Raw genomic sequence first — 22,086 nt, 5'->3', positions numbered from 1 at the left:
CCCGGAACGTCCACAGCGGGCAGGATCGCGGCATGGCACTTGACGCGCGCGGTGGTCGGTCTCGACGGGACGTCAGCCGGCCGGGCCTGGTGCGCCGGCCCCGCGGCGGCGCCCCGGCGGGCTCCGCCGACCAGGACCAGCCGGCACCGCTGGAGGAACCGGCCACCATGCGCCTGGACGGCCGCGTCGCGCTGGTCACCGGCGCGGGCAGTCCGGACGGCATCGGGTACGCGACGGCGCGCCGCCTCGCCGACCTGGGCGCGCGGGTGGCGATCGTCTCCACCACCCGACGGATCCACGACCGGGCCGGCGAGCTGGGTGTCACCGGCTTCGTCGCGGACCTCACCGACGAGTCCGAGGTGGGCGCGCTCGCCGACGCGGTGGCCGAGCAGCTCGGCGACGTCGAGGTGCTGGTCAACAACGCCGGCCTGGCCAGCCGGGCCAGCCCGGAGGTGCTGCGGCCGGTGGCCCAGCTGACCTACGACGAGTGGCGCGGCGAGATCGACCGCAACCTGACCACGGCGTTCCTGTGCAGCCGCGCGTTCATCAGCGGGATGGCCGAGCGGGGCTGGGGGCGGATCGTCAACCTGGCGGCCACCGCCGGGCCGGTCAACGCGCTGCCCACCGAGGCCGCCTACGCGGCGGCGAAGGCCGGCGTGGTCGGGCTGACCCGGGCGCTGGCCATGGAGATGATCGCCGACGGGGTGACCGTGAACGCGGTGGCGCCGGGCATCATCCACACCGCGGCGTCCACCATGGTCGAGATCAAGCAGGGCCTCGGCACCCCGGTCGGGCGTCCCGGCACGCCGGACGAGGTGGCGGCGGCCATCGCCTTCCTCTGCTCGCCGGCCGCCTCCTACATCACCGGGCAGATGCTGGTGGTCGACGGCGGCAACAGCGTCCGGGAGGCCGAGTTCCGCTGACCGTCAGCGGGTGCTGAGGGTCAGTAGGTGTTGCCGTTGTCCGAGTTGGCCCAGATGGCCAGGCCGATCCAGCCGCAGCAGACCAGCAGGCCGATCGCGGTGAAGATGTAGCTGAGGATCAGCCCCCAGGTGGCGAGCTGGTCGCCCTCCTCGCCGGTCCGCCGGATCTGCCGCTTGGCCAGGTGGCCGCAGACGATGCCGGCCGGGGCGAAGACGAAGGCAAAGACCAGCGACAGGATGGCGAGCACGTTCGGCCCGCCGCCGCGCGGCTGCGGGCCGGGGCCGGGTGGCCCGTACTGGCCGTACGGGGGTTGCGGGGCATAGGGCGGCTGGCCACCCCCGGGTGGCTGATGCCCCCAGTGCGGCTGCTGCTGCGGGTCCCCGTACGGCTGGCCGTAGGCCGGCGGCTCGTACGGCGACGGTGGCTGGTCGGGCTCACCAGGTGGTTGGCTCACGTCCCTCCTCGCCCTTCGTCGCAGGTCGACGGCCTTCTCTCTTGCGGACGCTACCCGCAGCGGTGAACCTTTTCACAGCGGTTGTGTGGACTGGTCACCTTGGCTCCGCCGGTCCCGGGGCCGATACTGACCCAGCGTTCAGTTACCCACGAGTAATGCGCCGATCCCCCGGAGGCTGAGATGGCCCGACTCGCCCAGACGCCCGGCCTGACCGACGTGCAGCGGTCGATCCTGGAAACCGTCCGGGAGTTCGCCGACAAGGAGATCATCCCGCACGCCCAGCGGCTGGAGCACGCCGACGAGTACCCCACCGACATCCTCGACGGGATGCGCGAGATGGGGCTGTTCGGCCTGACCATCGACGAGGAGTACGGGGGTCTCGGCGAGTCCCTGCTGACCTACGCCCTCGTGGTCGAGGAGCTGTCCCGGGGCTGGATGTCCATCTCCGGCATCGTCAACACCCACTTCATCGTGGCGTACCTGATCTCCCAGCACGGTTCGGCCGACCAGAAGGCCCGGCTGCTGCCCCGGATGGCCACCGGCGAGGTGCGCGGCGCCTTCTCGATGTCTGAGCCCGAGTGCGGCTCCGACGTCTCGGCGATCAAGTCGAAGGCGGTCCGCGACGGCGACAACTACGTGCTCAACGGCCAGAAGATGTGGCTGACCAACGGCGCGTACTCCTCGGTGGTCGCCACCCTGGTCAAGACCGACACCGGGGCCGACTCGGTCTACGGCAACATGAGCACCTTCCTGCTGGAGAAGGAGCCCGGCTTCGGCGAGACCGCCCCCGGGCTGACCATCCCCGGCAAGATCGACAAGATGGGTTACAAGGGCGTCGAGACCACCGAGATGGTGCTCGACGGCGTCACCGTCCCCGCCTCGGCGGTGCTCGGCGGCGAGGAGAAGGTCGGCCGCGGCTTCTACCAGATGATGGACGGCATCGAGGTCGGCCGGGTCAACGTGGCGGCCCGCGCCTGCGGCATCTCCATCCGCGCCTTCGAGCTGGCCGTCGCGTACGCCCAGCAGCGCCGCACCTTCGGCCAGCCCCTGGCCAAGCACCAGGCCGTCGCGTTCAAGCTCGCCGAGATGGGCACGAAGATCGAGGCCGCCCACGCCCTCATGGTCAACGCGGCCCGGCTCAAGGACGCCGGCCAGCGCAACGACGTCGAGGCCGGGATGGCCAAGCTGCTCGCCTCGGAGTACTGCGCCGAGGTCGTCCAGGAGGCGTTCCGCATCCACGGCGGCTACGGCTACTCCAAGGAGTACGAGATCGAGCGGCTCATGCGGGAAGCGCCCTTCCTGCTGATCGGCGAGGGCACCTCGGAGATCCAGAAGACGATCATCAGCCGCGGCCTGCTGAAGGAGTACAAGCTCTGAGCCGTTAAGGAGGGGCCCCTTCTTAACGCCTGGCGTAGAGAAAGGGACCCTTTTTAACGCGGCAGGCGGGAGCCGGAGCTACCGGGGGATTGAGGCGCCGTCGTGCCCGTGGCGGGCAGGTGCCGGCGGGCCCGGGCGACCAGGGCCTTCGGGTCGTCGGCGTACAGCCGGATCTCCCGGACCGGCTCGCTCGGTCCCTTCGGCAGGCGCACCGACAGCGGCTCCCGCAGCACCACGTCGATCGCGGTCTGGCTGCCGACGCCAAGGTTCAGCACCGCCGGGTCCTCCGGGTCGTACTGCACCCCGCGGCTGGACGGCAGCGACCGGTAGCGCGCCTCCACCCGGTCGACGGCGGCCCACGGGACCAGCACGTCGAGGGAGATGCCGTTGCGGATCCGCAGGCCGGTGTCATCGACGACGTGCGGGTGGATCCGGAGGCTGGCGAGCAGGCCGACCATCCACAGCACGCCCCAGACGCCGAGCACGATGAACGCCTGCCGGACCGTCGGCCAGCCGACGGTGTGCCGGAGGATCAGGTCGAGGACCGGGATCTCGAGGGCCGACAGCGCGATGAACACGCCGAGGATCGGCTGCACCACGCCGACGTAGGCGAACGTCTCCCCGCCCGGCGCCACCGGGTGGGGCCGCCGCAGGACCCACCGGGCCAGGCTGCGCCACATGCCCCACTCGTACGCGACCGCCCGGCGGGCCAGCCGGACCACGTCGATCTGTGCCATCCCCCGCCACCTTCCGTTTACATTGCAGTTGCAACGTAAACGCTCGCGGGCGGCGTGTCAATGCAGTCGTACTGTGAAAGCATGGGGGGATGCCGAAGCGGGTCGACCACCGGGAGCGCCGGGCGCTGATCGCGGACGCGCTCATGCGGGTCGCGGCCGAACAGGGTCTGGAGGCCGTCAGCCTCCGGCACGTGGCCGCCGCGGCCGGGGTCAGCGCCGGGATGGTGCAGCACTACTTCCGCACCCGGGACGAGATGATGACCTTCGCGCTCGCCGTGGTCCGGGAGCGCAACGAGAGCCGGGTGACCCGCGCCATCGGGGCGCTCGGCGCGACGCCGGCACCCCGGGCCCTGCTGCGGACCATGCTGGCCGAGCTGCTGCCGCTGGACGAGGAGCGCCGCGCCGACGGCCGGGTCGCGCTCGCGTTCCTGGCCTACACCGCCGTACGCCCCGCCGTCGCCGCCGCGCTGCACGACGAGACGGCCGCCCTGCTCGGGTTCGTCGCCGGCCAGATCCGGGCCGGAGCCCACCCCGGGGTGGACCCGGAGCGGGCCGCGGTCGGGTTGCTCGCCGTGATGGAGGGCCTCGGCATCTACCTGCTCGGCGGGCACTACCCGCCGGAAACCGCGCTGGCCGCCCTCGACACCCAGCTCGACCTGCTCTTCGGCCCAGAGGCTGATCGTCCTCCGGCCGGGGCCGACGTCAGCCGCGCCGCGACAGGCCCCCGGCGGCCCGCTCGATGATGAGGCAGCGGTCCTCGACGTAGTCGATCCCCGCCTCCTCGGCGATCCGCCGCGCCTCGGCCGAGAAGATCCCGAGCTGCAACCAGACCGCCGGCGCGCCGATCGCCACGGCCTGCCGCACCACCTCGACGGCGTCGCGGGCCGGGCGGAACACGTCGACCAGGTCGACCGGGTGCGGGATGTCGGCCAGCGACGGGTACGCCTTCTCGCCGAACAGCTCGTCCACGGTCGGGTTCACCGGGATGATCCGCCAACCGTGCCGCTGCATCTCCAGCGGCACGCGGTGCGCGGCCTTGCCCGGGTCGCGGGACGCGCCCACGACGGCGATCACGGCGGAGTCGGCGAGGATCTGCTGGGCGGAACGCATTCGCCGAGCCTAACCCCGCCGGCGGCGGACGGCCGCGCTCCCGGTCACAGCAGGGACAGCTGCTCGGCCGCCGGTGCGGGCGGCTCGGGCAGCTGCCGGTTGTCGCCGACCTCGCCCCGGTGCAGCCCGTGCCGGCGGGCCGCCATCCGCACCCGCGCGGTCACCTCCCGCTGGTAGGCCTGCGGCGCGTACGCCCCGGCCTGGTAGAGCTGCCGGTAGCGGGGGACCAGGTGCGGGAACTCACGGGCCAGCCAGCGCGCGTACCACTCGCGGGCGCCGGGGCGCAGGTGCAGCGGCAGCGGGGTGACGCTGGTGGCCCCGGACGCGGCGACCGCGGCGACCGTCGCGTCGATCGACTCGTCGTCGTCGCTGAGGCCCGGCAGGACCGGCGCCATGAGCACCCCGACCGAGAAGCCGGCGTCGGTGAGCCGGCGGACGGCGTCGAGGCGGCGACGCGGGCTCGGCGTGCCCGGCTCGACGGCCCGCCACAGCGCCTCGTCCACGAAACCCACCGAGTAGGACAACCCGACCCGGGTCACCTCGGCGGCCTGGCGCAGCAGCGGCAGGTCCCGCAGCAGCAGGGTGCCCTTGGTCAGGATCGAGAACGGGTTGGCGAAGTCGCGCAGCGCCGCGAGGATCTGCGGCATCAGCTCGTAGCGCCCCTCGGCCCGCTGGTAGCAGTCCACGTTGGTGCCCATGGCGATGTGCGCGCCGCGCCACTTCGGCGCGGCCAGCTCACGGCGTACCAGCTCACCGGCGTTGACCTTGACGATCACCTTCCGGTCGAAGTCCGCGCCGGCGTCGAGGTCGAGGTAGGTGTGCGTGTTGCGGGCGAAGCAGTTGTGGCTGACCACCCCGTTGGCGATGAAGTCACCGGTGCCCGTGGTGATGTCCCACAGCGGGAGCTCCAGCCCGAGATCCTCGATGCTCGCCACCCGCAGCCGGGCCCGGCACTTGAGCGCCATGCCCTCGATCGAACGCTTGCGGGTGACCGCCGGGTCGGTCAGGTGGAAGAAGCGCAACCGCTCCGGCAGGCCGCCGGTCAGCCGGAGCTGGCGGGCCCGGTTGAGGTTGCCCGGGTCGTCGAGCACCCACCGGAAGCCGAACCGGTCCAGGGCGGTGGCCGCCCGGCGCAGGCCCCCGTCGTCGCCCACGGTGATCCGGAACACGCCCCGCCGGCAACTGCCGGCCGCGTCAAAGGCGCCGGCCAGGAAGCCCAGCCACCAGTCGTCGGTCGGCTCGTCGTCGGGACGGATCAGCCCGGCGACCGCGTCGGCGTCGCCGGGGCGGGCGGTGCGGATCGGGGTCGTCGACCGGCGGGCGCCGCGGACCGGCGGGCCGGCCAGCCGCTCCGCGCCGATCCCGGCGTCGGCGAGGAACCGCTCCGCGCGCTCCAGCGCCTCCTCGTCGGCCGTGGCCAGCCGGAAGCGGCTGCCCGGGTGGTCGGCGTCGCGCACCAGCGCGCAGAGGTAGCCCCGCCGGTAGTCGGCCGAGCGCTTCGGGGCGGAGGCGAACCCGCCCGTGCCGAGCAGGCGGTTGTGGGTGGTCAGGTAGGGCCGCCGGCCGCCACCCCGCATGCTGCCGGTCACGTGTTTCCAGCCGCGCTCGGTGAGGAACCGGTGGTCGCCGCTGGCGACCAGCGTGGTGCCGTCCTCCAGCGTCACCCGGTGGGCCCGCTTCACCGTCGACCACTTGGCACGCACGGTGGTGACCACGTAGTGCCGGTAGGCGCCCCGCCGCTCGGTGCCGTAGATCCGGTCGCCGACCTCCAGCTCGCTGATCAGCCTGGTGCGGCCGTCGGCCATCAGGATCGGCGTGTCGCCCGCGAGGCAGTACACACACGCGTGGGAGCAACCGCGGTAGGGGTTGATCGTCCACTCGAACGGGACGCGGGACTGGCCCGGCACCCGATTGATGATCGACTTGGCCCGCACCTCGTAGAAGGTCATGCCGGCGAAGCCGGGGGTGTCGAAGGTGCGGGCGATCGCGCCGGGGAGCGCCAGCGGCAGGGGTGGAGCCGCCGGCGCTGCCCCGTCGGGAGTCCCCTCGTCCGGGGGAGCGGAGAGGTTGTCCCAGCGCATGTGCTTCATTCGAACACGCGTACGAACGAAGCGCAAGTGACCCGCCGGACACCGGCCACCGGAGTGGGTGCGGCGGGGTGCAGGATGGGGACATGGAGACGTCGACCTTCGTCTACGACGGCGACTGCGCGTTCTGCAGCAAATGCGCGCGGATCATCGAACGGTGGATCCCGACCCGCGCCCGGGTGCTGCCCTGGCAGTTCGCCGACCTCGACGCGCTCGGCCTGACCGTCGCCGAGTGCGACGAGGCGGTGCAGTGGGTCGGCGCGGACGGCGTACGCGCCGCGGGCCCGGACGCCATCGCCCGGCTGCTCGGCGACAGCAACCCGCTCTGGCGGGCCGCCGGGGCCGGTCTCCGGTTCCCCCCGGTCCGCGCCGCCGCCTGGCCGGCGTACCGCTGGGTGGCCCGCAACCGCCACCGCCTGCCCGGCGGCACCGCGGCCTGCGCGGTCCCGTCCGCCGCGCGCGACTGAGGCGCCGACCTGCCGGTCAGTCCCGCAGACCCGTGCAGGCGGCGCCGTCGATGGTGCACGCCGTGGGCGTGGCGCTGGTCGCCGCGCCGTTCACCCGGAACGTCACGCGCACCGTGCCGCCGCCCGGCACCCGGCCGGTGTCACCCTCCGGCACGAACGTCCACGTCGCGCCGTCCCGGCTGGCCCGCGCCCCGGTGACCGAGGTGACCCGGAGCGACTCGCGGGGCAGCACGACCACCAGGGTCCAGGTCGGCGCCGGCGCCGTTCCCGGGTTGTCGATCGTCACCGCGGCGCCGTAGCTGAGCAGGGCGTTGTCCTCGACCGCGAAGGCGGCCCCCAGCGGGACGGGTGGCGGTGGCGACGGGGTGGTCGCCGGCCGCGCACCGGTCGACGACCGCGCGGCCGGCGGGACGGGGGCCCCGGGCGCCCCCATGGTCACCGGCGGTGTGGACGTCCGCGGGGTGGCGTCGCTCGACTCGGGCCGCTCCTCCGGTGTCTCGGTCGCCACCGGGCCGGTCGCCGGCACGGTGCCGGCCGGCCCGACGGCCACCGGGCTCAGCCGCTCCGGCGTGCGCAGCACCGCGACGATCGAGTACGCCGTCGCCAGCAGCACCCCCAGCGAGGCGGCGATCGCCACGAACGCGAGCCGCGAGCCGTCACGCCGGCCGACGACGGCGCGACGCACGGCCCCGACCGCGGCGACGAGCCCGTCCAACAGGATGAGCGGCAGGGTCCGCCGTGGCGGGGACGGTGGTGCCGGCACTGGGCCTTCCCCCTTCAGGTCGTCCATCGGGTCGGAGGCCGCGGTCTCCGGGCCCGCCGGTCTCCGCCGTCACAGCGTGCGGAGGCCGTCGAGCAGCGCCTCGAGCAGTTTCCTGGACGGCGCCCCGGACAGTGACGGTGGCTCGTGCGTCTCGATCAGGCCCGCCTCCAGCAGATCGCCGAGCAGCACCCGGACGGTACCCAACGGCAGCTCCAGTCCGGCGGCGACCTCCGCCACCGACAGTGGACGGTGGCACCGCTCGATTATGCGGGCCTGCTCGGGAAACAGCTGTGCGGAGGCAGGGGCCGTCCGCCGGGCCACCACGAGGGAGATCAGATCGAGCTGACCGTGGTCGGACCTGAGACGTCCGCGCGTCACCGTGTACGGCCGGGCCACCGGCCCGGCGTCCGCGTCGTACCAGGCCTCGTCATCGTCTCCAGTGGTGTGCACCGCTGATCCCGCCTGTCACCGTCGGGGCCGGTTCGAGGTAGACGGGCAGGGCCCGCTCGGCCTGCGCCGCGAACAGCGCCACCTCGTACGCCATGTCGCCGACGTCGGCGTCACCGCCCATGCGGACGGTGAGGATCGCTCCGCCCCGGGTGGTGGCGACGAACACGAACGAGCGTGCCATCTGCACGACGACCTGCCGAAGCCCGCCGGCCACGCAGACCCGGCCGGCGGCCTGTCCCAACGCGTACAGCCCGCTGACCAGGCTGGCGACCTGCTCGGCGAGCTGGTCCTCGACGTGCCGGGACCGGCCGAGCAGCAACCCGTCGGGGGAGAGCACCACGGCGACCTCGGCTCCCGGAACCCGGTCGACCAGGCCGTCCAGGGCGGCGGCCAGGCTGTCGGTGGCGACCGCTGAATGCGTCATCTAGGTCCTCTCCCGCTGTTGCGGAGCGTTGTCTCGGAGGGTGTCGGGGTCGGTGGGTGCGGGCCGGGCCGCCCCGGACCGGCGGATCCGGGTGGGCAGCGCGCCGCCGGGGACCGTCGCGGCCGGCGGGGGCGGGGCCGGCGCCGGCCCGGCCGCACCGCCGCCGGCCATCGGGCCGGAGGGTGGGGTCGCGGCGACGAGACCGGGCGGCAGCAGGACCACGGCTGCGGTGCCGCCGCGCGGGCCGGGCCGCAGCGACACCCGGGCGCCGCACCGGGCGGCGAGGAGGGCGGCGACGTGCAGCCCGGCGCGGCCGGCGGGCGGGCCGTCCGGCGGTGGAGCGCCCAGGATCCGGTTCGCCTCGGCCAGCGCGGCGGCGTCCAGGCCGGGTCCGTCGTCGAGGATCACCACGGCGCAGCCCTGCGGCCCCGGCTCGCCGGCGACCCGGACGGTGGTGTGCTCCGGGGAGCAGGCCAACCCGTTCTCGATCAGCTCGGCCAGCAGGTGGACGACGTCGGTGACGCCGGAACCGGCGAGCGTCCACGGCCAGTGCGGCGCGACCAGGACCCGGTGGTAGTCCGGCACCTCGGCGACCGCCCCGCGTACCACGTCGAGCAGCGGCACCGGCCGCCGCCAGCGGCGGGCCGGCGCCGCGCCGGCGAGGATCACCAGCTTCTCCACGTTGCGCCGGATCCGGGTGGCGAGGTGGTCGAGCCGGAACAGCTCGGCCGTCTCCTCCGCCGTCCGGTCCCGCCGTTCCATCGCGCCGAGGAGGTCGAGCTGCTCGCGCAGGAGGGCCTGGTTGCGCCGCGTCAGCCGCAGGAACAGCTCGCCCGTGCCCGGTGCGGAACCGGCGCCACCCCGGGTGCCCGCCGGGGGGACGGTTACCGAGCGGTCCGGCCCGTCGGCCGGGCGGCGGACGGTGCGGGCCGAGCCGACCAGCACGACGAGCACGGCGATGAGGCCGAGCCCCACCACCAGGCCGGTCCGGATGACCACCAGTGCGGCGCCGGGCGCGGCCCGCTCGACGCTGCCGCGGGCCGTGGTGGTCACCAGGTCCCGCAGCCCGCTCAGGGCCGGGTCGGCGGCCTCCCGCCAGCTCCGCGTGCTGATCCCGGTCGTGCCACCGGCGTCCGCGGCCCGCAGCAGCCGGTCCTCCAGCCTCAGCAGGCCGGCGAACCGGGGTCCCTCCACCAACCGCCGGTGCTGGTCCCGTCCGCCGGCCGGCAGCGCGGCGGCGGCCGACGTCCGGGCGTACCGCGCAATGGTCACCAGCTCGGCCAGGCGGCGCCGGTCGTCGTCGCCGATCCCGCCGCCGGTCAGGGCGAAGGTCACCAGGGTGTCCTCGCGGGCGAGCAGCTCGCGGGCCCGGGCCAGCGCGACGACGGCCCGGGTTTCGGCGGCCAGTTCGTCCTCGCGGCCGCCCCACTCCGGGCCGTACACCGCGAAGGCGGCGTCGACCAGCCGGTCGTACGCGGCGACCGCGCTGGGCCGGTCGAGTCGCCCGCCGTCCACCTCGGACCGCAGGGTGGGCAGCCCGGTCAACTGCCGGACCAGCTCGGCGGCCCGGTCCCGCACCGCGCCTGCTGTGAGCAGGCGCGGGTCGTGGTCCTCGGTGAACGCGCGCACCGGGGCGACGGCGCCGTCCGTCCGGTCCCGCGCCTCGGCGAGCGCGGCCCGCGTCCGCCCGGCGCCCGCGATCGTCTCGGCGGTCAGCCGGCGTTCGAGCTGAAGGTCGAGGATCAGCAGGTCGGTGGGCTGGCCGAGGGTGTCCGCCAGGGCCCGGACCCGCACGAGGCCGGCGGCGTCGCGGCCGGTCAGCACGGCCGCGTACGCCCAGAGGGTCAGCAGCACGGCGGCCAGCGCGCCGAGCTTCAGGCGGGTCCGCCGGTCACCGGCCCGGTGCGGCCCGGCCGGCCGGCTCACCGCGGGTCCCGTTCCGGCCACGGCTGCCGGCCGGCGCTCGACCGGTCCGCCACGACGGTGCGCAGCAGGGCCAGCAGCTCCGCCCGGTTGGCGCAGTTGAGCCGGGACCGCATCCGTGCCACGTGGTGCTCCACCGTCTTCGCCGAGATGAAGAGCCGGTCGCCGATCTCCCGGTAGGTCAGGCCGGCCAGCACCAGTTCGGCCACCTCGTGCTCCCGGTCGCTGAGCCGGTACCGGGTGGGGCCGGCGGCCACCGGCGCCGCGCCGTCATCCGCGCCGTCCGCGCGGGCGGGCGACCGGGCCTGGAGCACCCGGGCGCACTCCAGGAGGGTGGTCATGGCACGCCGGTCCGAGGTGCGGATCGCGGCCTGCCCGGCGAGGCGGGCGGCGTCCCAGCACAGCCCGGCGTCGTGCAGCCCACGGGCGGCGGCCTCCACCCGGACCGGGTCCACGACGCCGCGGAGCACCTCGACCCAGACGGTGGCGGCTCCGGCGGCCACGGCGGCGTACCGGCTGTGGTCGGCGGCGGCGAGCAGGGCGGCGACGTGCGCGTCGGCGACCACCGGCTCCTCGGTGAGGATGGCGGCGTGCAGCCCGGTCCAGTGCAGCGGCGCGCTCCACAGCGCCGGGCCGCCGAGCCGGTCCAGCAGCAGCCACCCCTCCCGCAGGTAGGGCTCCAACCGGGCCAGGTCGCCCAGCCGGGCGCCGGCGACCGCCAGCTCGCCCAGCGGCAGCAGCGTGAACAGGTCCACCGGGTGCCGGACCACGGCCTCCAGCGCCGGGCCCCACCCGCGTTGCAGCCCCGCGACGTCGCTGTTGCGCCGGGCGATGCCGAGTCGGAGCGCACTGGCCAGGAGCAGGTCACGCGACTCCAGCGGCCGGTCGCCGGCGGTCACCGCGGCGAGGCGGTCGGCCGCCGCGGCCGTCTGGCCGCGCACCATCAGGATCCAGGCCTGCAGCAACCGGTGCCGGTGGGCCATCAGCGGCCCACCGATGCCGGTCGTCACGGCCCGCTCCAGCACGCCCTCGGCGATGTCCAACTCGGCACAGTGGATCGCGGTCAACGCGGCGAGCGCGGCCGGACTGTCCGGCAGGAGCACCCGGCGCCCGTCCGGCTCCAGCAGCGCGGTGGCCTGCACCAGCCGGGACAGGGCGCTGGTCGGGGCCGCGGTGATGCTCTCGCGTACCCCCTGGGCCATGAGCCGCGCGGCGCTGGCGTGCAGGGTTGGCGGCCCGCCGGCCGGGTCGTCGGGCAGGTCCGCGCCCGCGACCGGGCGGCCGAGAGCGAGCGCTCCGACGGTGGCGAACGCCGCCGACGGTGCGAGGCCGGACCACCGGTACAGCTCGACGCTGCGCTCCACCTGGCCCCGGTGCGCCAACGCCGTCGCGGCCACTGTGGCCGCCTCCGCCCGCACGGCCGGCGGGGCCGTCGCGAGCAGCCGGTTCGCCAGCCGCAGCGCGACCTCCAGGTCGCCGGCGAGCGCCACGGCGACGGCCTGGCGGGCGCCGGCCGGCAGCCCTCCGGCGGTGGCCGCCGCGAACAGCTCGGCGGAGAGCGCCGGCTCACCGCCCAGCGCCTCCTCGGCCGCGGCCTCCAGCGCCGCGGCCGGGCAGTCGTCGAGGGCGCCGGCCGCGCGCAACGACCGGACCAGCGGCAGCACCGCCGCACCACGACCGAGCTGCACCTCGGTGAGGCGGCGCCAGATCGCGGTGCGTTCGGTGGCCGGGCTCAGCGCGACCACCGCCCGCCGCACGATCGGCGCGAGCCGGCCGTCCGCGCCGAGCAGGCCCGCCGCCCTGGTGTACGCCACCAGCTCGTCCACCGAGGCCGGCTCCCGGTCGAGCAGCGGGCCGAGCAGGTCCACGGGCAGCGGGACGCCCGCGGCGACGGCCAGCAGCAGCCGCCGGACGTCCGGCGGCAGCTCCTCCAGGTCCGGCCCGAACGCGAGGATCGCCGCCCGCGGCGGCTCGGCCGGAAGGCCGGGCGGGCTCTCCGACCCGCGCAGCCCACGGGCCAGCCGCTCGACGTCCCGTGGCACTCCACCGGTCTGCGCGTGCACGAACGGGGCCAGCTGGCCCTCCCCGCCGAGGTCGGGTACGCCGGCGAGGTAGTCGCGGGTCTGTTCGACGGTGAACGGGTCGAGCACGACCTGCTGCCCGCTCCGTTTCAGCGCCTCGGCCAGCCCGGCCAGCCCCGCCGGCCGGGGCCACGGGCGGTAACCGATCAGCAGCCGGTGCCGGCCGCCGACCACCAGCCGGCGCAGCGTCTCGAGGCGCGCGTCGTCCAGCAGGTGCGCGTCGTCGACGAGCAGCACGGCCTCGGGGTCGACCGGGCGGTCCGGGCCCGGAGCGCCGTCCCGCACCGTGCCGCCCGCGTCGAGGTGGGCCCGCGCCAGTGCCCGGAGCAGGGCGGTCTTGCCGTGGCCGCCGGGACCCGTCACGCCGACGGCGAGGGGGCGCCCGGGATCCGCCACGACCGCTCCGAGCAGCGCGGTCGGCGCGGTGCCCAGCACGAGCCGGGCGTCGGAGACGGTACTCATGATCATGTCGGTCATCCTTCGCGGTCCCGGACCCGGCCGCGGGCCAGCGCCAGGCGGGACGCCTTCGGCAGGTTCAGCGGCGTGATCCGGACCGGGGGGCGGGCCGGGGGCTCGCCATGGCGGGGGTGGTCGGGTTCGGCGTGCCGCCTCGCCGGAACGGCCGGCGCGGCGGCACCGACCGAGGCGGTGGCGGTGGCGGGGGCCGGCGCGGGGCGGCGCGGCCGCGGTGACACCACCTGGCAGGCGGCCAGCGCCGCCCCGGTGGCGGCGGTCAGCTGCGGGTCCGGCTCCACCTCGACGGGGACGGGAAACGCCGCGGCGAGCAGCTCGGTGACCAGCGGGATCCGGGCCGAGCCGCCGGTCAGGAGGACGCCGTCGAGCTGGGCCGGCGTCAGGCCGGCGGAGTGCACGGTCTGCGCCAGCAGGTCGACAGTGGCGCGCACCGCGGGGCGGATCAGGTCCTCGAACTGCGCCCGGGTCACCGGCACCCGGACCGGGCCGCTCGGCAGGGTGAGCAGGACGTCGGTCTCCGTGGCGATGGTCAGCTCCCGCTTGACGCGGTCGCACTCCGCCAGTAACCCGTGCAGGGCCGGGTGTGCCTCCCCGCCGGCGAACTCACGGCCGAGCGCGGCGCGTACGTGCTCGGCGAGCGCCTCGTCGAAGTCGGTGCCGCCGAGCCACTCCAGACCCTGCGGCAGGCCGAACGTCTCGTACCTGCCCCGCGCGTTGCGGCGGACCAGCGCCGCCTCGAACGTGTTGCCGCCCAGGGCGTAGACCGCGGCCGTGGTGCCCGGGAAGCCCCGTGCCGCATGGCTCTCGGCCACCGTGACCGTGCGCGGAAGCAGGGTGACGTTGCGCAGGTCGAGGGCCCAGAGCGCGCGGTGCAGCAGGTCACGCCGGTGCGGGCCCCACCCGGCCGGATGGCTCAGCACGACGGCCTCGGCGAACGCTCCCTCGTGGGCGGAGACCCGGTGTATCACCCACGCCGCCAGCTCGGCGACCAGCGTCTCCGGTGGACACGGCTCGCCGCCGAGCAGGAGGGGCACGTCGTCGCCGACCCGGCGGACGAAGTCCCGGGTGGTGCCGCCGCGGTCGTCGGTCGCCGGCTCGCCCACCCGCAGCGACCCGTCGGGCGCCAGGTGCAGCACCGACGGTACGACGGCCGACCGGCCACCCAGCGTGACGACTTCGGGGCGGGCCCAGGCGTCGCCCCGCCGCCTCGCGACGGTGGCGGCCGTGCCGGTGTTCCCGATGTCCAACCCCAGGACGTACGGCATGAGTTCTTCCTCCACGGCGAGTGGCCTGGGGACGGTGTCGGCACCGTGGCGACCCACCCCCGGCGAACCCCGTGGGCTCCTACGTTCGTACCAGAGATCGCCTCCGACCCGGTACCCTAACTCCGGCCGGCCCGGCTCCCCCTGTCCCCCTAACGCACGAGGGGGCGAGGGCCCTAATCGGCGGGGGCGGGTTGCGGGTCGCGCCCCGATGACGACCGGCGACCCCCGGTCCTAGCGTCACTGTCGCGGCACGACGGTGCTGACGCTACGTTCGAGGAGAAGCCCCCATGGATTCGCACCAGACCCTGCACGACTTCGTGCTCAACCTGCTCACCGACCCTGACGCGCGGTCGGCCTTCGACCTCGACCCGGAGGGCGCGCTGCAGGCGGCGGGGCTCACCGACGTCACCGCCGCCGACGTGCAGGACGTCGTCCCGCTGGTGGTCGACTACGCCCCCGGCGCGGCGGGGCTCGCCCCGGTGGCCCCGGTGGTCGGGCAGCTCGGGCTCGACCCGCTCACGAGCGACGTCACCGACGTGGTCGGCCAGGTCCAGGCGGTGCCGCACCAGATCGGCGTGAGCAGTTCCCACAGCGGTGTGGACGTGTCGGCCGGCGCGCTGGGCGCCATCGCGGTCGACCCGGCCGGCCTGTACGCCGGCGCGGCCCTGGTCCCGGGCATCGGCCTGGGCGTCGGGCCGGGCGGGCTCGGCACCGACCTGACCGCGGTGCACGACGTGGCGGACACCCTCGACTCGGACGTGGTGGGCACGGTGGACACCGCCGTCGACCCGGTCGTCGGGGACGTCACCGGGGCGGTCGGCGACCCGCTCGGCACCACGGCCGGCACCGACCTGCTGCACGACGGCGGGGTGCTCGGCGGCGACCTGGGCGTCCTCTCCGGCACGCAGGCCCAGGTCCACGGGATCGTCGGTTCGCTCGGCGTCGACCAGACCCTCGGCGGGCTCGGCCTGGGCGACGGCGCCGGCGTGGTCCCGCCGGTGCACGTGCCGGCCACCGTGGACGGCGTGACGCACCAGGTGGACAGCACGCTCTCCGGCGTGACCGGCACGGTCAGCGGCGTGACGGGCACCGTCGGCGGCCTGACCGGCGGGATCACCGGCGACACCGGGTCGCACGACGCGGCGGTCCACGGCGACGCGCACGCCTCGTCCGACGGCGGCCTGCTGGGCGGGCTGCTCTGACGGACGGTTCCGGCAGGAGCGGGAGGCACGATCCGGTCTCCCGCTCCTCTTCCGTTCACGACCCTCTTGATAATTGAGCCGAAATGCGCACACTTGGTGCGTGATCGCGGGGATCTGGCTGGATGTGCTCGACGAGATCGCCCGTACGTGCGGCGCACACGGGCGAGGCGACCTGCTCCAGACGGTGCGGCAGAAGCGGGTGCAACTGCTCGACCCCCGGCTGCGGGTGCTGGTCATCGGTGAGTCGCAGCAGGGCAAGAGCCAGCTGATCAACGCCATCGTCAACGCGCCCGCCTGCCCGGTCGGCGACGGCCGCACCACCGCGCTGCCGACCGTGGTGCAGCACGCCGAGGTCCCGTCGGCCGCCGTGGTCCAGGCGCCGCCGCCCACCCCGGGCCGGCCCGCCGGCGCGGTGCTCCCGGTGGCCGGCGAGCGGACCCCGGTGCCGCTGGACCAGGTCGCCGCCGGGGTCGCCGGCACGTTCGGCCGCCGGCCGGGCGGCGGCCCCGCGTACGTCGAGATCGGACTGCCACGCGCGCTGCTCGGCTCCGGGCTGGTGCTGGTGGACACCCCGGGCACGGAGGAGGCGGCCGCACTGGGCGCTGCCGGTCCGACCGCCGCGCCCGCGTGGGCGGACACCGTGCTGCTGGTCTCCGACTCCACCCGGGAACTCTCGGCCGGTGAGCTGACCATGCTGCTGCACGTCGCGCGGTCGCACCCGAACGTCGTGCTGGTGCAGACCAAGACGGATCTCGTGCCGGACTGGCGCGCGGTCGCCGAGCGCAACCGGCAGCACCTCGCCGAGGCCGGCGTGCCGGCGCCGGTCATCCCGGTCTCGGCGGCCCTGCGGCTGCGCGCGGCCGCCGGCGACGACCGGGAGCTGAACGCCGAGTCCGGCTTCCCCGTGCTGATCGGCCGGTTGCAGCGGGACCTCGCCGGCAAGTCCGACCGCCTGGCCCGGGCCGCGGTCGGGGTCATCGCCCGGACCGTGGTGGAACAGCTGGCCGCGCCGCTGCGCGCCGAGCTGGAGAGTCAGGCGGTCGAGGAGCAGTCCGGCCCCATCTCCCGGCTGCACGCGGCGCAGCGCGAGGTCGACGAGCTGCGGCGCTGCTCCACGAGGTGGCAGAACTCGCTCGCCGACGAGATGGCCGACCTGCTCTCCGACATCGAGTACGACCTGCGCGACCGGACCCGGCAGATCCTGCGCGAGGTCGACGACGCGTTCGACAGCGCCGACCCGCTGGTCAGCTGGGACGAGTTCCAGGAATGGCTGGAGCGCAGCCTGTCCGAGGCGGCGGAGGCCAACCACGAGTGGCTGGTCCGGCGCTGCGACTGGGCCGCGCGGCGGGTGGCCGACAACTTCGCCCGGTACGGCGGCGACGTGCTGCCGCCCTGGTCGATGACGGCGCCCCCGGACCCCGGCGACGGCCTGCCCGAGCTGGAACGGCCCGCGGTCGACCGGTTCACCACGAGCCAGAAGCTGATCAGCGGCATGCGGGGCTCGTACGGGGGCCTGTTGATGGTCGGCCTGGCGACGACGCTGGCCGGCATGCCCATGATCAACCCGCTGTCGGTGGGGGTCGGCGCGCTGTTCGGCGGGAAGAGCATCCGCGACGAGAGCAAGCAGCTGCTCCGCCGCCGCCAGGCGGTGGTCAAGACGGCGATCCAGCGGCACGTCGACGACTTCTTCGTCCGGGTCACCAAGGAGCGCCGGGACGCCGTCCGGCAGGTGCAGCGGATGCTGCGGGACCACTTCACGGCGCTGACCGAGGAACTCCAGGAGGCCATCATCCGGTCGTTCCGCAGCGCCAAGCAGGCCGCCGACACCGACGCTGCCGTCCGCGACCAGCGGCAGCGGGAGATCCGGGTGAAGATGACGCGGCTGGCCGGGCTCTTCGAGCAGGCCCAGCAGTTGACCGGCGCCCGCACCGCCCCGGCGCCGCTGGAGCCCCGGCCGTGACGGTCGGGCTGCGGCTGGACGAGGCGGTCTGGGGGCTGCTGCACCAGGCGCTCCAGCACTACCGGGACAACCCCCGGGCGACGGACCACCTGCGGCACCAGCTGGCCCGGCTGGAACAGCCGCTGCGGATCGCGATCGCCGGCCCGTGGCGGTCCGGCAAGTCGACCCTGCTGAACGCGATCATGGGCGAGGAGGTCGCGCCGGTCGACGGGGTGGACGGCAGCACGGTCTTCACCTGGTACGAGGACGGGCCCCAGCCGAGCGCCACCGCGTACGTGAACGGCCAGCCGCCGCAGGAGCTGGCGATCGCCAAGTCGGCGACCGGGATGCGGGTGGATCTCGTCGGCTGGCGGGCGGGCGAGCTGCGCGACATCGTGGTGCAGTGGCCGACCCGGACGCTGCGCCAGGTCACCCTCATCGACACCCCGGCCACCGGCCGCGACGAGCAGGGCCGGGCGCCGGTGATGGAGCGGGTGCTGAGGGACGCGGACGCGGTCCTGTACCTGACCCGGGACGGCCGCGACAGCGACCTGCGGGTGTTGGAGACCAGCCGGGAGAGCGCGGTCGGGCAGGCCGCCGCGGTGCACGTGATCATGGTGCTGTCGCGGGTGGACGAGACCGGCGGTGGACGGATCGACGGCCTGCTCACCGCCCGCCGGCTCGCCCGGCGCCAGCACCGGGACCCGCGGGTGAACGAGCTCAGCGTGCACGTCGTCCCGTGCAGCGGCCTGCTCGGCCTGGCCGGCCGGATCCTCAGCGAGTCGGACTACGCCGACCTCGCGGCGCTGGCCCGGGTGCCCCGGCCGGAGCTGGAGACGCACCTGCTGTCGGCCGACCGGTTCCTCCGCGGCGACCTGCCCGTCCGGCTCGACACCGGCGTACGCGCCGGACTGCTGGACCGGCTCGGGCTCTTCGGGATCCGGCTGGCGACGACGCTGATCCGCACCGGCTGCGACAGCCGGGCGAAGCTGTCCGCCGAGCTGATCCGGCGCAGCGGCCTGACCGAGCTGCGCGAGTCGATGGCCCGCTTCCTCGTCGACCGGCGGGACACGCTCAAGGCGCGCTCGGCCCTGGCGGCCGTCGAGGCGCTGCTGCGGGCCGAGCCCGGCCGGGGGACGGACGAGCTGCTGGCCCGGGTCGAGCAGATCCTCGTCGGGGCGCACGAGTTCCGCGAGCTGCGCCTGCTCGCCGCGCTACGGACCAGCCGGCTCGGCTTCGACGCCGAGCTGGCCGCGGAGGCGGCGCGGCTGGTCGGCGGCGACGGGGTCGGCCTGGCGGCCCGGCTCGGCGTGGAGCACGACGCGACGGTGCACCGGCTCTGGGACGTCGCCTCGGAGGCCCAGTGGCGGTGGCGGAACCGCGCGGAGGATCCGCTGCTACGCCTGGCCCAGCGGCGCGGCGCCCAGGTCGTCGTGCGCAGTTGTGAGGGGATGCTGGCCGAGCTGGCCGAGGGGGGCCGGTGACCGGCGCCGGCGGAGCCAGGCGATCGGGCGGACCTTCTCCAGGGGCAGGAAGCTGGTCATGGCCACCAGGTGCGGCGCGAACGAGATGGTGATCGTCGCGATGGTCACCAGGTGGAACGAGTAGAAGAAGCCGACCATGGCCAGCCGCCACCGCTCGGGCAGCAGGAAGACCAGCGGGCTGAGCAGCTCGAACGCCAGGATGCCGAACTGGGCGACGATCAGCAGGTGCGGCACCTGGGCGATCACGTCGGCCAGGTCGGTGCCGCGCCGGATGATCGCGCGGGCCAGCACCGAGCCGGTGGCCCAGTCCAGGCCGCCGAAGCGGAACTTGGCCCAGGCGGCCAGGAAGTAGGTGCAGATGACCGCGATCTGCGTGACCCGCAGCGCCCAGCCACCCGCCTCGGTGCGGGTGGGGTCGCCGTGCCGGGCCCGCCCGGCGGTGGGCAGCACGGCCAGCGCGACGAGCAGCCCGACCCGGTCGTGGTCGACCTTGCCGTAGCTCATCGCGACGATCATCCACTCGAAGTAGAGGGCGAAGACCGTCCAGCCGAGCAGCCGGGGCGCGCGGCCGGTGGCGGCGAGCAGGGAGACCGCCAGCAGGACCCAGAAGACCACGCCGACCAGGGCCGGGGTGGGGGTGGGCAGCGGGAGCAGCCGGCCGATGAGCAGCGGCTGGTAGAGGTCGCCGGGCACGTCGACCCGGGTGCGTACCCAGGGGGTGAAGACCACCAGGTCGGCGGCGACGAAGAGGTAGACGAGGGTGCGGAAGGCGGCCACCCGGCCGCGCGGGACCGCCTCGGTCAGCCAGCCGGTCACGGGGCGGTCTCCCAGCGTACGGCGGTGCGGTCGGTCCAGCGGCCGGTCGGCCGGCCGCCCTGGATGTCGTACCAGCGGACCACGATGCGGACCTCGACCAGCGCGGGGGCGGCCGGGTGGCGCTCGGCGTACGCCTCGGCGACCTGGCGCAGCAGGCTCGGGTCGGCGGCGTATCGGCCCTGCTGGCCCTCGATCTCGGCCCGCCGGATGCCGGTGGCGTCCTGGCCGAGCGGCACCACGGCCCCACTGCGGTCGACGCCCTCGACGCGGGTGTCGGGGGCGGGCGCGTCGGGCGGGTCGGAGGTCGAGTACATCCGGAACGGCCCGAACGGGAAGTCGTCGTCGGTGCCGCGCACGGTGCCGAGGAGGAGCAGCGCCAGCCCGAGCAGGGTGGCGCCCAGCCGGACGGCACGCCCGCGGGTGGTCAAGGTCTCCATCGGCTGGTGACGATACGGGATGAACACGGCCGGAAGGCGTCGGTCCGTCGTCCATTCCTGGCTGCCCGTGTCGCTCTTTCCGGCCGGCCCGGACGACACCGGCCGGGCCCCCGCGTGGGGGCCCGGCCGGTGGTGTCGGAGCCGGTCGGCTCGGTGCTCAGCGAGTCGGCTCAGTGCTGGTGGCCGTGCTCGGCGAGCTTCTTGCGGACGTCCTCCATGTCGAGCTGCTCGACCTGCTCGATCAGGTTCTCCAGGGCCGACTCGGGCAGGGCACCCGGCTGGGCGTAGACGATGACGCCGTCGCGGATCGCCATCACAGTCGGGATGGAGCTGATGTTGAACTTGGCGCCCAGCTCCTGCTCCGCCTCGGTGTCGACCTTGCCGAAGACGATGTCCGGGTGCTTCTCGGACGAGCGCTCGTAGACCGGGGCGAAGCGCTTGCACGGGCCGCACCAGTCCGCCCAGAAGTCGAGCAGCACGATGCCGTCGCGTTCGGTCACCTCGTCGAAGTTGGCCGTGGTCAGCTCAACCGTTGCCATTGCACTCTCCGATCAGCGCGGATTGCCTACGTCCGGTGGAACCAGGGCGGATGGCTCGGCATTCCCGTGACGTGCGCGACGAAACACTGCGCAGCGCTCCGGTGACGGAGGGATGCATCGAGCGAGGTCTGTCTCCCTCCGCCCTGCCGAACGCAAATGCACGACGCATTTGCGTGACGGGACGTGATGGGAGCGTTTCCATGGCGATCGCGACCGCTTCGCGCTACGAATCGGTAACTTGACGCTTGACAAGCGGGGATCCGGACCGCGGAGATCGCTTGTGGAGTGATCACGTGTCACTGAGCGTAGTGTTACGAAAAGATAAATGTGAGGTCCGTCTCTATCATCACCGTACCGACGTACGGCAGAATCTGTCGCATCAGAGCGTGGGCGGCGGGTGCCGGGGAGGGCCCCGCCGCTCATTGCGTCTCCCCCCGGGTTGGTCCGGGTGTGACTTTTCCGCACCGCCCGCGCCCCGCCCACCGCCTTAACAAGCGGTAAGGCATGCTGTGCCGAACTCCATCGCCGCCCGTCGAAGGGGACAAGGATGCAGTTCGGCCGCTACTACGAGGAGTTCGAGGTCGGCGCCGTCTACCGGCACTGGCCGGGCAAGACGGTCACCGAGTACGACGACCACCTCTTCTGCCTGCTCACCATGAACCACCACCCGCTCCACATGGACGCCCACTACGCCGAGTCGGCGAGCCAGTTCAAGCGCAACGTGGTGGTCGGCAACTACATCTACTCGCTGCTGCTCGGCATGTCGGTGCCCGACGTCAGCGGCAAGGCGATCGCCAACCTGGAGATCGAGTCGCTGCGGCACGTCGCACCGACCTTCCACGGCGACACCATCTACGGCGAGACCACGGTGCTGGACAAGCGGGAGTCCTCCTCCAAGCCGGACCGCGGCGTGGTCGCGGTGGAGACCCGGGGCTACAACCAGGACGGCACGCTGGTCTGCGTGTTCCGCCGCAAGGTCATGGTCCCCAAGAAGGAGTACGCGGCCGCCGCCCTGCCCGAGGGCGTCGACCCCGAGCGGCCCAGCTTCCCCGAGCCGCGCTGACCCCTCCCCGTACGCCCGGAAGGGCCCCTTCGCCGATCCGTGGGGAAGGGGCCCTCTTCCCGTTCCGGGG

The 22,086-nt window shown here is 74.6% G+C and carries 21 protein-coding genes; 8 read left to right on the top strand and 13 right to left on the bottom strand.

Annotation, left to right across the window (positions count from 1 at the left end; genetic code table 11):
• Positions 1 to 32: 32 nt before the first annotated feature.
• Complete coding sequence (locus RMN56_RS08290) at positions 33 to 923, top strand: SDR family NAD(P)-dependent oxidoreductase (protein WP_151463936.1); 891 nt, start codon at positions 33 to 35, stop codon at positions 921 to 923.
• A 20-nt stretch (positions 924 to 943) separates the two neighbouring features.
• Here the strand turns inward: RMN56_RS08290 and RMN56_RS08285 are convergent, their stop codons facing one another.
• Entirely contained in the window at positions 944 to 1,378 is a 435-nt protein-coding gene (locus tag RMN56_RS08285) for a DUF4190 domain-containing protein (protein ID WP_313723235.1), read from the bottom strand.
• 180 nt (positions 1,379 to 1,558) lie between these two features.
• Between RMN56_RS08285 and RMN56_RS08280 the strand changes: the two genes are divergently transcribed.
• Complete coding sequence (locus RMN56_RS08280; protein ID WP_154229816.1) at positions 1,559 to 2,755, top strand: acyl-CoA dehydrogenase family protein; 1,197 nt, start codon at positions 1,559 to 1,561, stop codon at positions 2,753 to 2,755.
• Positions 2,756 to 2,808: 53 nt separating this feature from the next.
• On the opposite strand, the gene RMN56_RS08275 is transcribed toward RMN56_RS08280, so the two are convergent.
• The gene (locus RMN56_RS08275; RefSeq protein WP_313723233.1) at positions 2,809 to 3,492 is read right to left on the bottom strand and encodes a hypothetical protein; all 684 of its coding nucleotides are present in this window, start codon (positions 3,490 to 3,492) and stop codon (positions 2,809 to 2,811) included.
• An 89-nt stretch (positions 3,493 to 3,581) separates the two neighbouring features.
• Here RMN56_RS08275 and RMN56_RS08270 point away from each other — a divergent pair, with 89 nt between their 5' ends.
• Entirely contained in the window at positions 3,582 to 4,235 is a 654-nt protein-coding gene (locus tag RMN56_RS08270; protein ID WP_313723232.1) for a TetR/AcrR family transcriptional regulator, read from the top strand.
• Here the strand turns inward: RMN56_RS08270 and RMN56_RS08265 are convergent.
• Positions 4,195 to 4,602 (bottom strand): CoA-binding protein, encoded by a 408-nt coding sequence (locus RMN56_RS08265; protein WP_313723231.1) that lies wholly within the window; start codon positions 4,600 to 4,602, stop codon positions 4,195 to 4,197. The genes RMN56_RS08270 and RMN56_RS08265 overlap by 41 nt on opposite strands.
• Positions 4,603 to 4,646: 44 nt before the next feature.
• Complete coding sequence (locus RMN56_RS08260; RefSeq protein WP_313724680.1) at positions 4,647 to 6,683, bottom strand: intein-containing Rv2578c family radical SAM protein; 2,037 nt, start codon at positions 6,681 to 6,683, stop codon at positions 4,647 to 4,649.
• A gap of 92 nt (positions 6,684 to 6,775) precedes the next feature.
• On the opposite strand from RMN56_RS08260, the gene RMN56_RS08255 reads away from it, so the two are divergent.
• Entirely contained in the window at positions 6,776 to 7,156 is a 381-nt protein-coding gene (locus RMN56_RS08255) for a thiol-disulfide oxidoreductase DCC family protein (RefSeq protein WP_313723230.1), read from the top strand.
• 16 nt (positions 7,157 to 7,172) lie between these two features.
• Here RMN56_RS08255 and RMN56_RS08250 read toward each other — a convergent pair whose 3' ends face one another.
• From RMN56_RS08250 to RMN56_RS08225, 6 genes are all read right to left on the bottom strand, one after another.
• Complete coding sequence (locus RMN56_RS08250; protein WP_313723228.1) at positions 7,173 to 7,919, bottom strand: cellulose binding domain-containing protein; 747 nt, start codon at positions 7,917 to 7,919, stop codon at positions 7,173 to 7,175.
• Positions 7,920 to 7,988: 69 nt separating this feature from the next.
• Positions 7,989 to 8,369 (bottom strand): DUF742 domain-containing protein, encoded by a 381-nt coding sequence (locus tag RMN56_RS08245; RefSeq protein WP_313723227.1) that lies wholly within the window; start codon positions 8,367 to 8,369, stop codon positions 7,989 to 7,991.
• Positions 8,347 to 8,793 (bottom strand): roadblock/LC7 domain-containing protein, encoded by a 447-nt coding sequence (locus RMN56_RS08240; protein WP_313723225.1) that lies wholly within the window; start codon positions 8,791 to 8,793, stop codon positions 8,347 to 8,349. Before RMN56_RS08240 ends, RMN56_RS08245 begins: the two co-directional genes overlap by 23 nt.
• Positions 8,794 to 10,719, bottom strand: coding sequence for a sensor histidine kinase (locus tag RMN56_RS08235; protein WP_313723224.1), 1,926 nt, complete (start codon positions 10,717 to 10,719; stop codon positions 8,794 to 8,796).
• Entirely contained in the window at positions 10,716 to 13,265 is a 2,550-nt protein-coding gene (locus RMN56_RS08230) for a helix-turn-helix transcriptional regulator (RefSeq protein ID WP_313723223.1), read from the bottom strand. The genes RMN56_RS08235 and RMN56_RS08230 overlap by 4 nt, the downstream gene beginning before the upstream one ends.
• 5 nt (positions 13,266 to 13,270) lie before the next feature.
• Positions 13,271 to 14,536: an Hsp70 family protein gene (locus RMN56_RS08225; protein ID WP_313723222.1), complete on the bottom strand. Its 1,266-nt coding sequence runs from the start codon at positions 14,534 to 14,536 to the stop codon at positions 13,271 to 13,273.
• Positions 14,537 to 14,823: 287 nt separating this feature from the next.
• Here RMN56_RS08225 and RMN56_RS08220 point away from each other — a divergent pair, with 287 nt between their 5' ends.
• The 3 genes from RMN56_RS08220 (at position 14,824) to RMN56_RS08210 (ending at position 19,161) form a co-directional block, all read left to right on the top strand.
• Positions 14,824 to 15,738: an IniB N-terminal domain-containing protein gene (locus RMN56_RS08220; protein WP_313723221.1), complete on the top strand. Its 915-nt coding sequence runs from the start codon at positions 14,824 to 14,826 to the stop codon at positions 15,736 to 15,738.
• A 100-nt stretch (positions 15,739 to 15,838) separates the two neighbouring features.
• Complete coding sequence (locus RMN56_RS08215; RefSeq protein ID WP_313723220.1) at positions 15,839 to 17,698, top strand: dynamin family protein; 1,860 nt, start codon at positions 15,839 to 15,841, stop codon at positions 17,696 to 17,698.
• Positions 17,695 to 19,161 carry a dynamin family protein gene (locus RMN56_RS08210; RefSeq protein ID WP_313723219.1) on the top strand — a complete coding sequence of 489 codons (1,467 nt, stop codon included), beginning with the start codon at positions 17,695 to 17,697 and terminating at the stop codon, positions 19,159 to 19,161. The genes RMN56_RS08215 and RMN56_RS08210 overlap by 4 nt, the downstream gene beginning before the upstream one ends.
• Here the strand turns inward: RMN56_RS08210 and RMN56_RS08205 are convergent.
• The 3 genes from RMN56_RS08205 to trxA all read right to left on the bottom strand — a co-directional run bounded on the left by RMN56_RS08205 (position 19,075) and on the right by trxA (position 20,953).
• The gene (locus RMN56_RS08205; RefSeq protein WP_313723218.1) at positions 19,075 to 19,977 is read right to left on the bottom strand and encodes an HTTM domain-containing protein; all 903 of its coding nucleotides are present in this window, start codon (positions 19,975 to 19,977) and stop codon (positions 19,075 to 19,077) included. The two genes, RMN56_RS08210 and RMN56_RS08205, sit on opposite strands and share 87 nt — an antisense overlap.
• A complete protein-coding gene (locus RMN56_RS08200) occupies positions 19,974 to 20,414 on the bottom strand; it encodes a hypothetical protein (protein WP_313723217.1) in 441 nt (146 codons plus the stop codon). The genes RMN56_RS08205 and RMN56_RS08200 overlap by 4 nt, the downstream gene beginning before the upstream one ends.
• Positions 20,415 to 20,584: 170 nt before the next feature.
• The gene (gene trxA, locus RMN56_RS08195) at positions 20,585 to 20,953 is read right to left on the bottom strand and encodes a thioredoxin (protein WP_313723216.1); all 369 of its coding nucleotides are present in this window, start codon (positions 20,951 to 20,953) and stop codon (positions 20,585 to 20,587) included.
• Between the two features lie 547 nt (positions 20,954 to 21,500).
• Between trxA and RMN56_RS08190 the strand changes: the two genes are divergently transcribed.
• Positions 21,501 to 22,016, top strand: a complete 516-nt coding sequence (locus RMN56_RS08190) for a MaoC family dehydratase (protein ID WP_091314480.1) — start codon at positions 21,501 to 21,503, stop codon at positions 22,014 to 22,016.
• Positions 22,017 to 22,086: the final 70 nt, after the last annotated feature.

This window comes from Micromonospora halotolerans (genome assembly GCF_032108445.1).
Lineage (GTDB): Bacteria > Actinomycetota > Actinomycetes > Mycobacteriales > Micromonosporaceae > Micromonospora > Micromonospora halotolerans.
The sequence above is the reverse complement of the archived record's forward strand: the minus strand, read 5'-3'. Positions and strand labels throughout refer to the sequence as shown.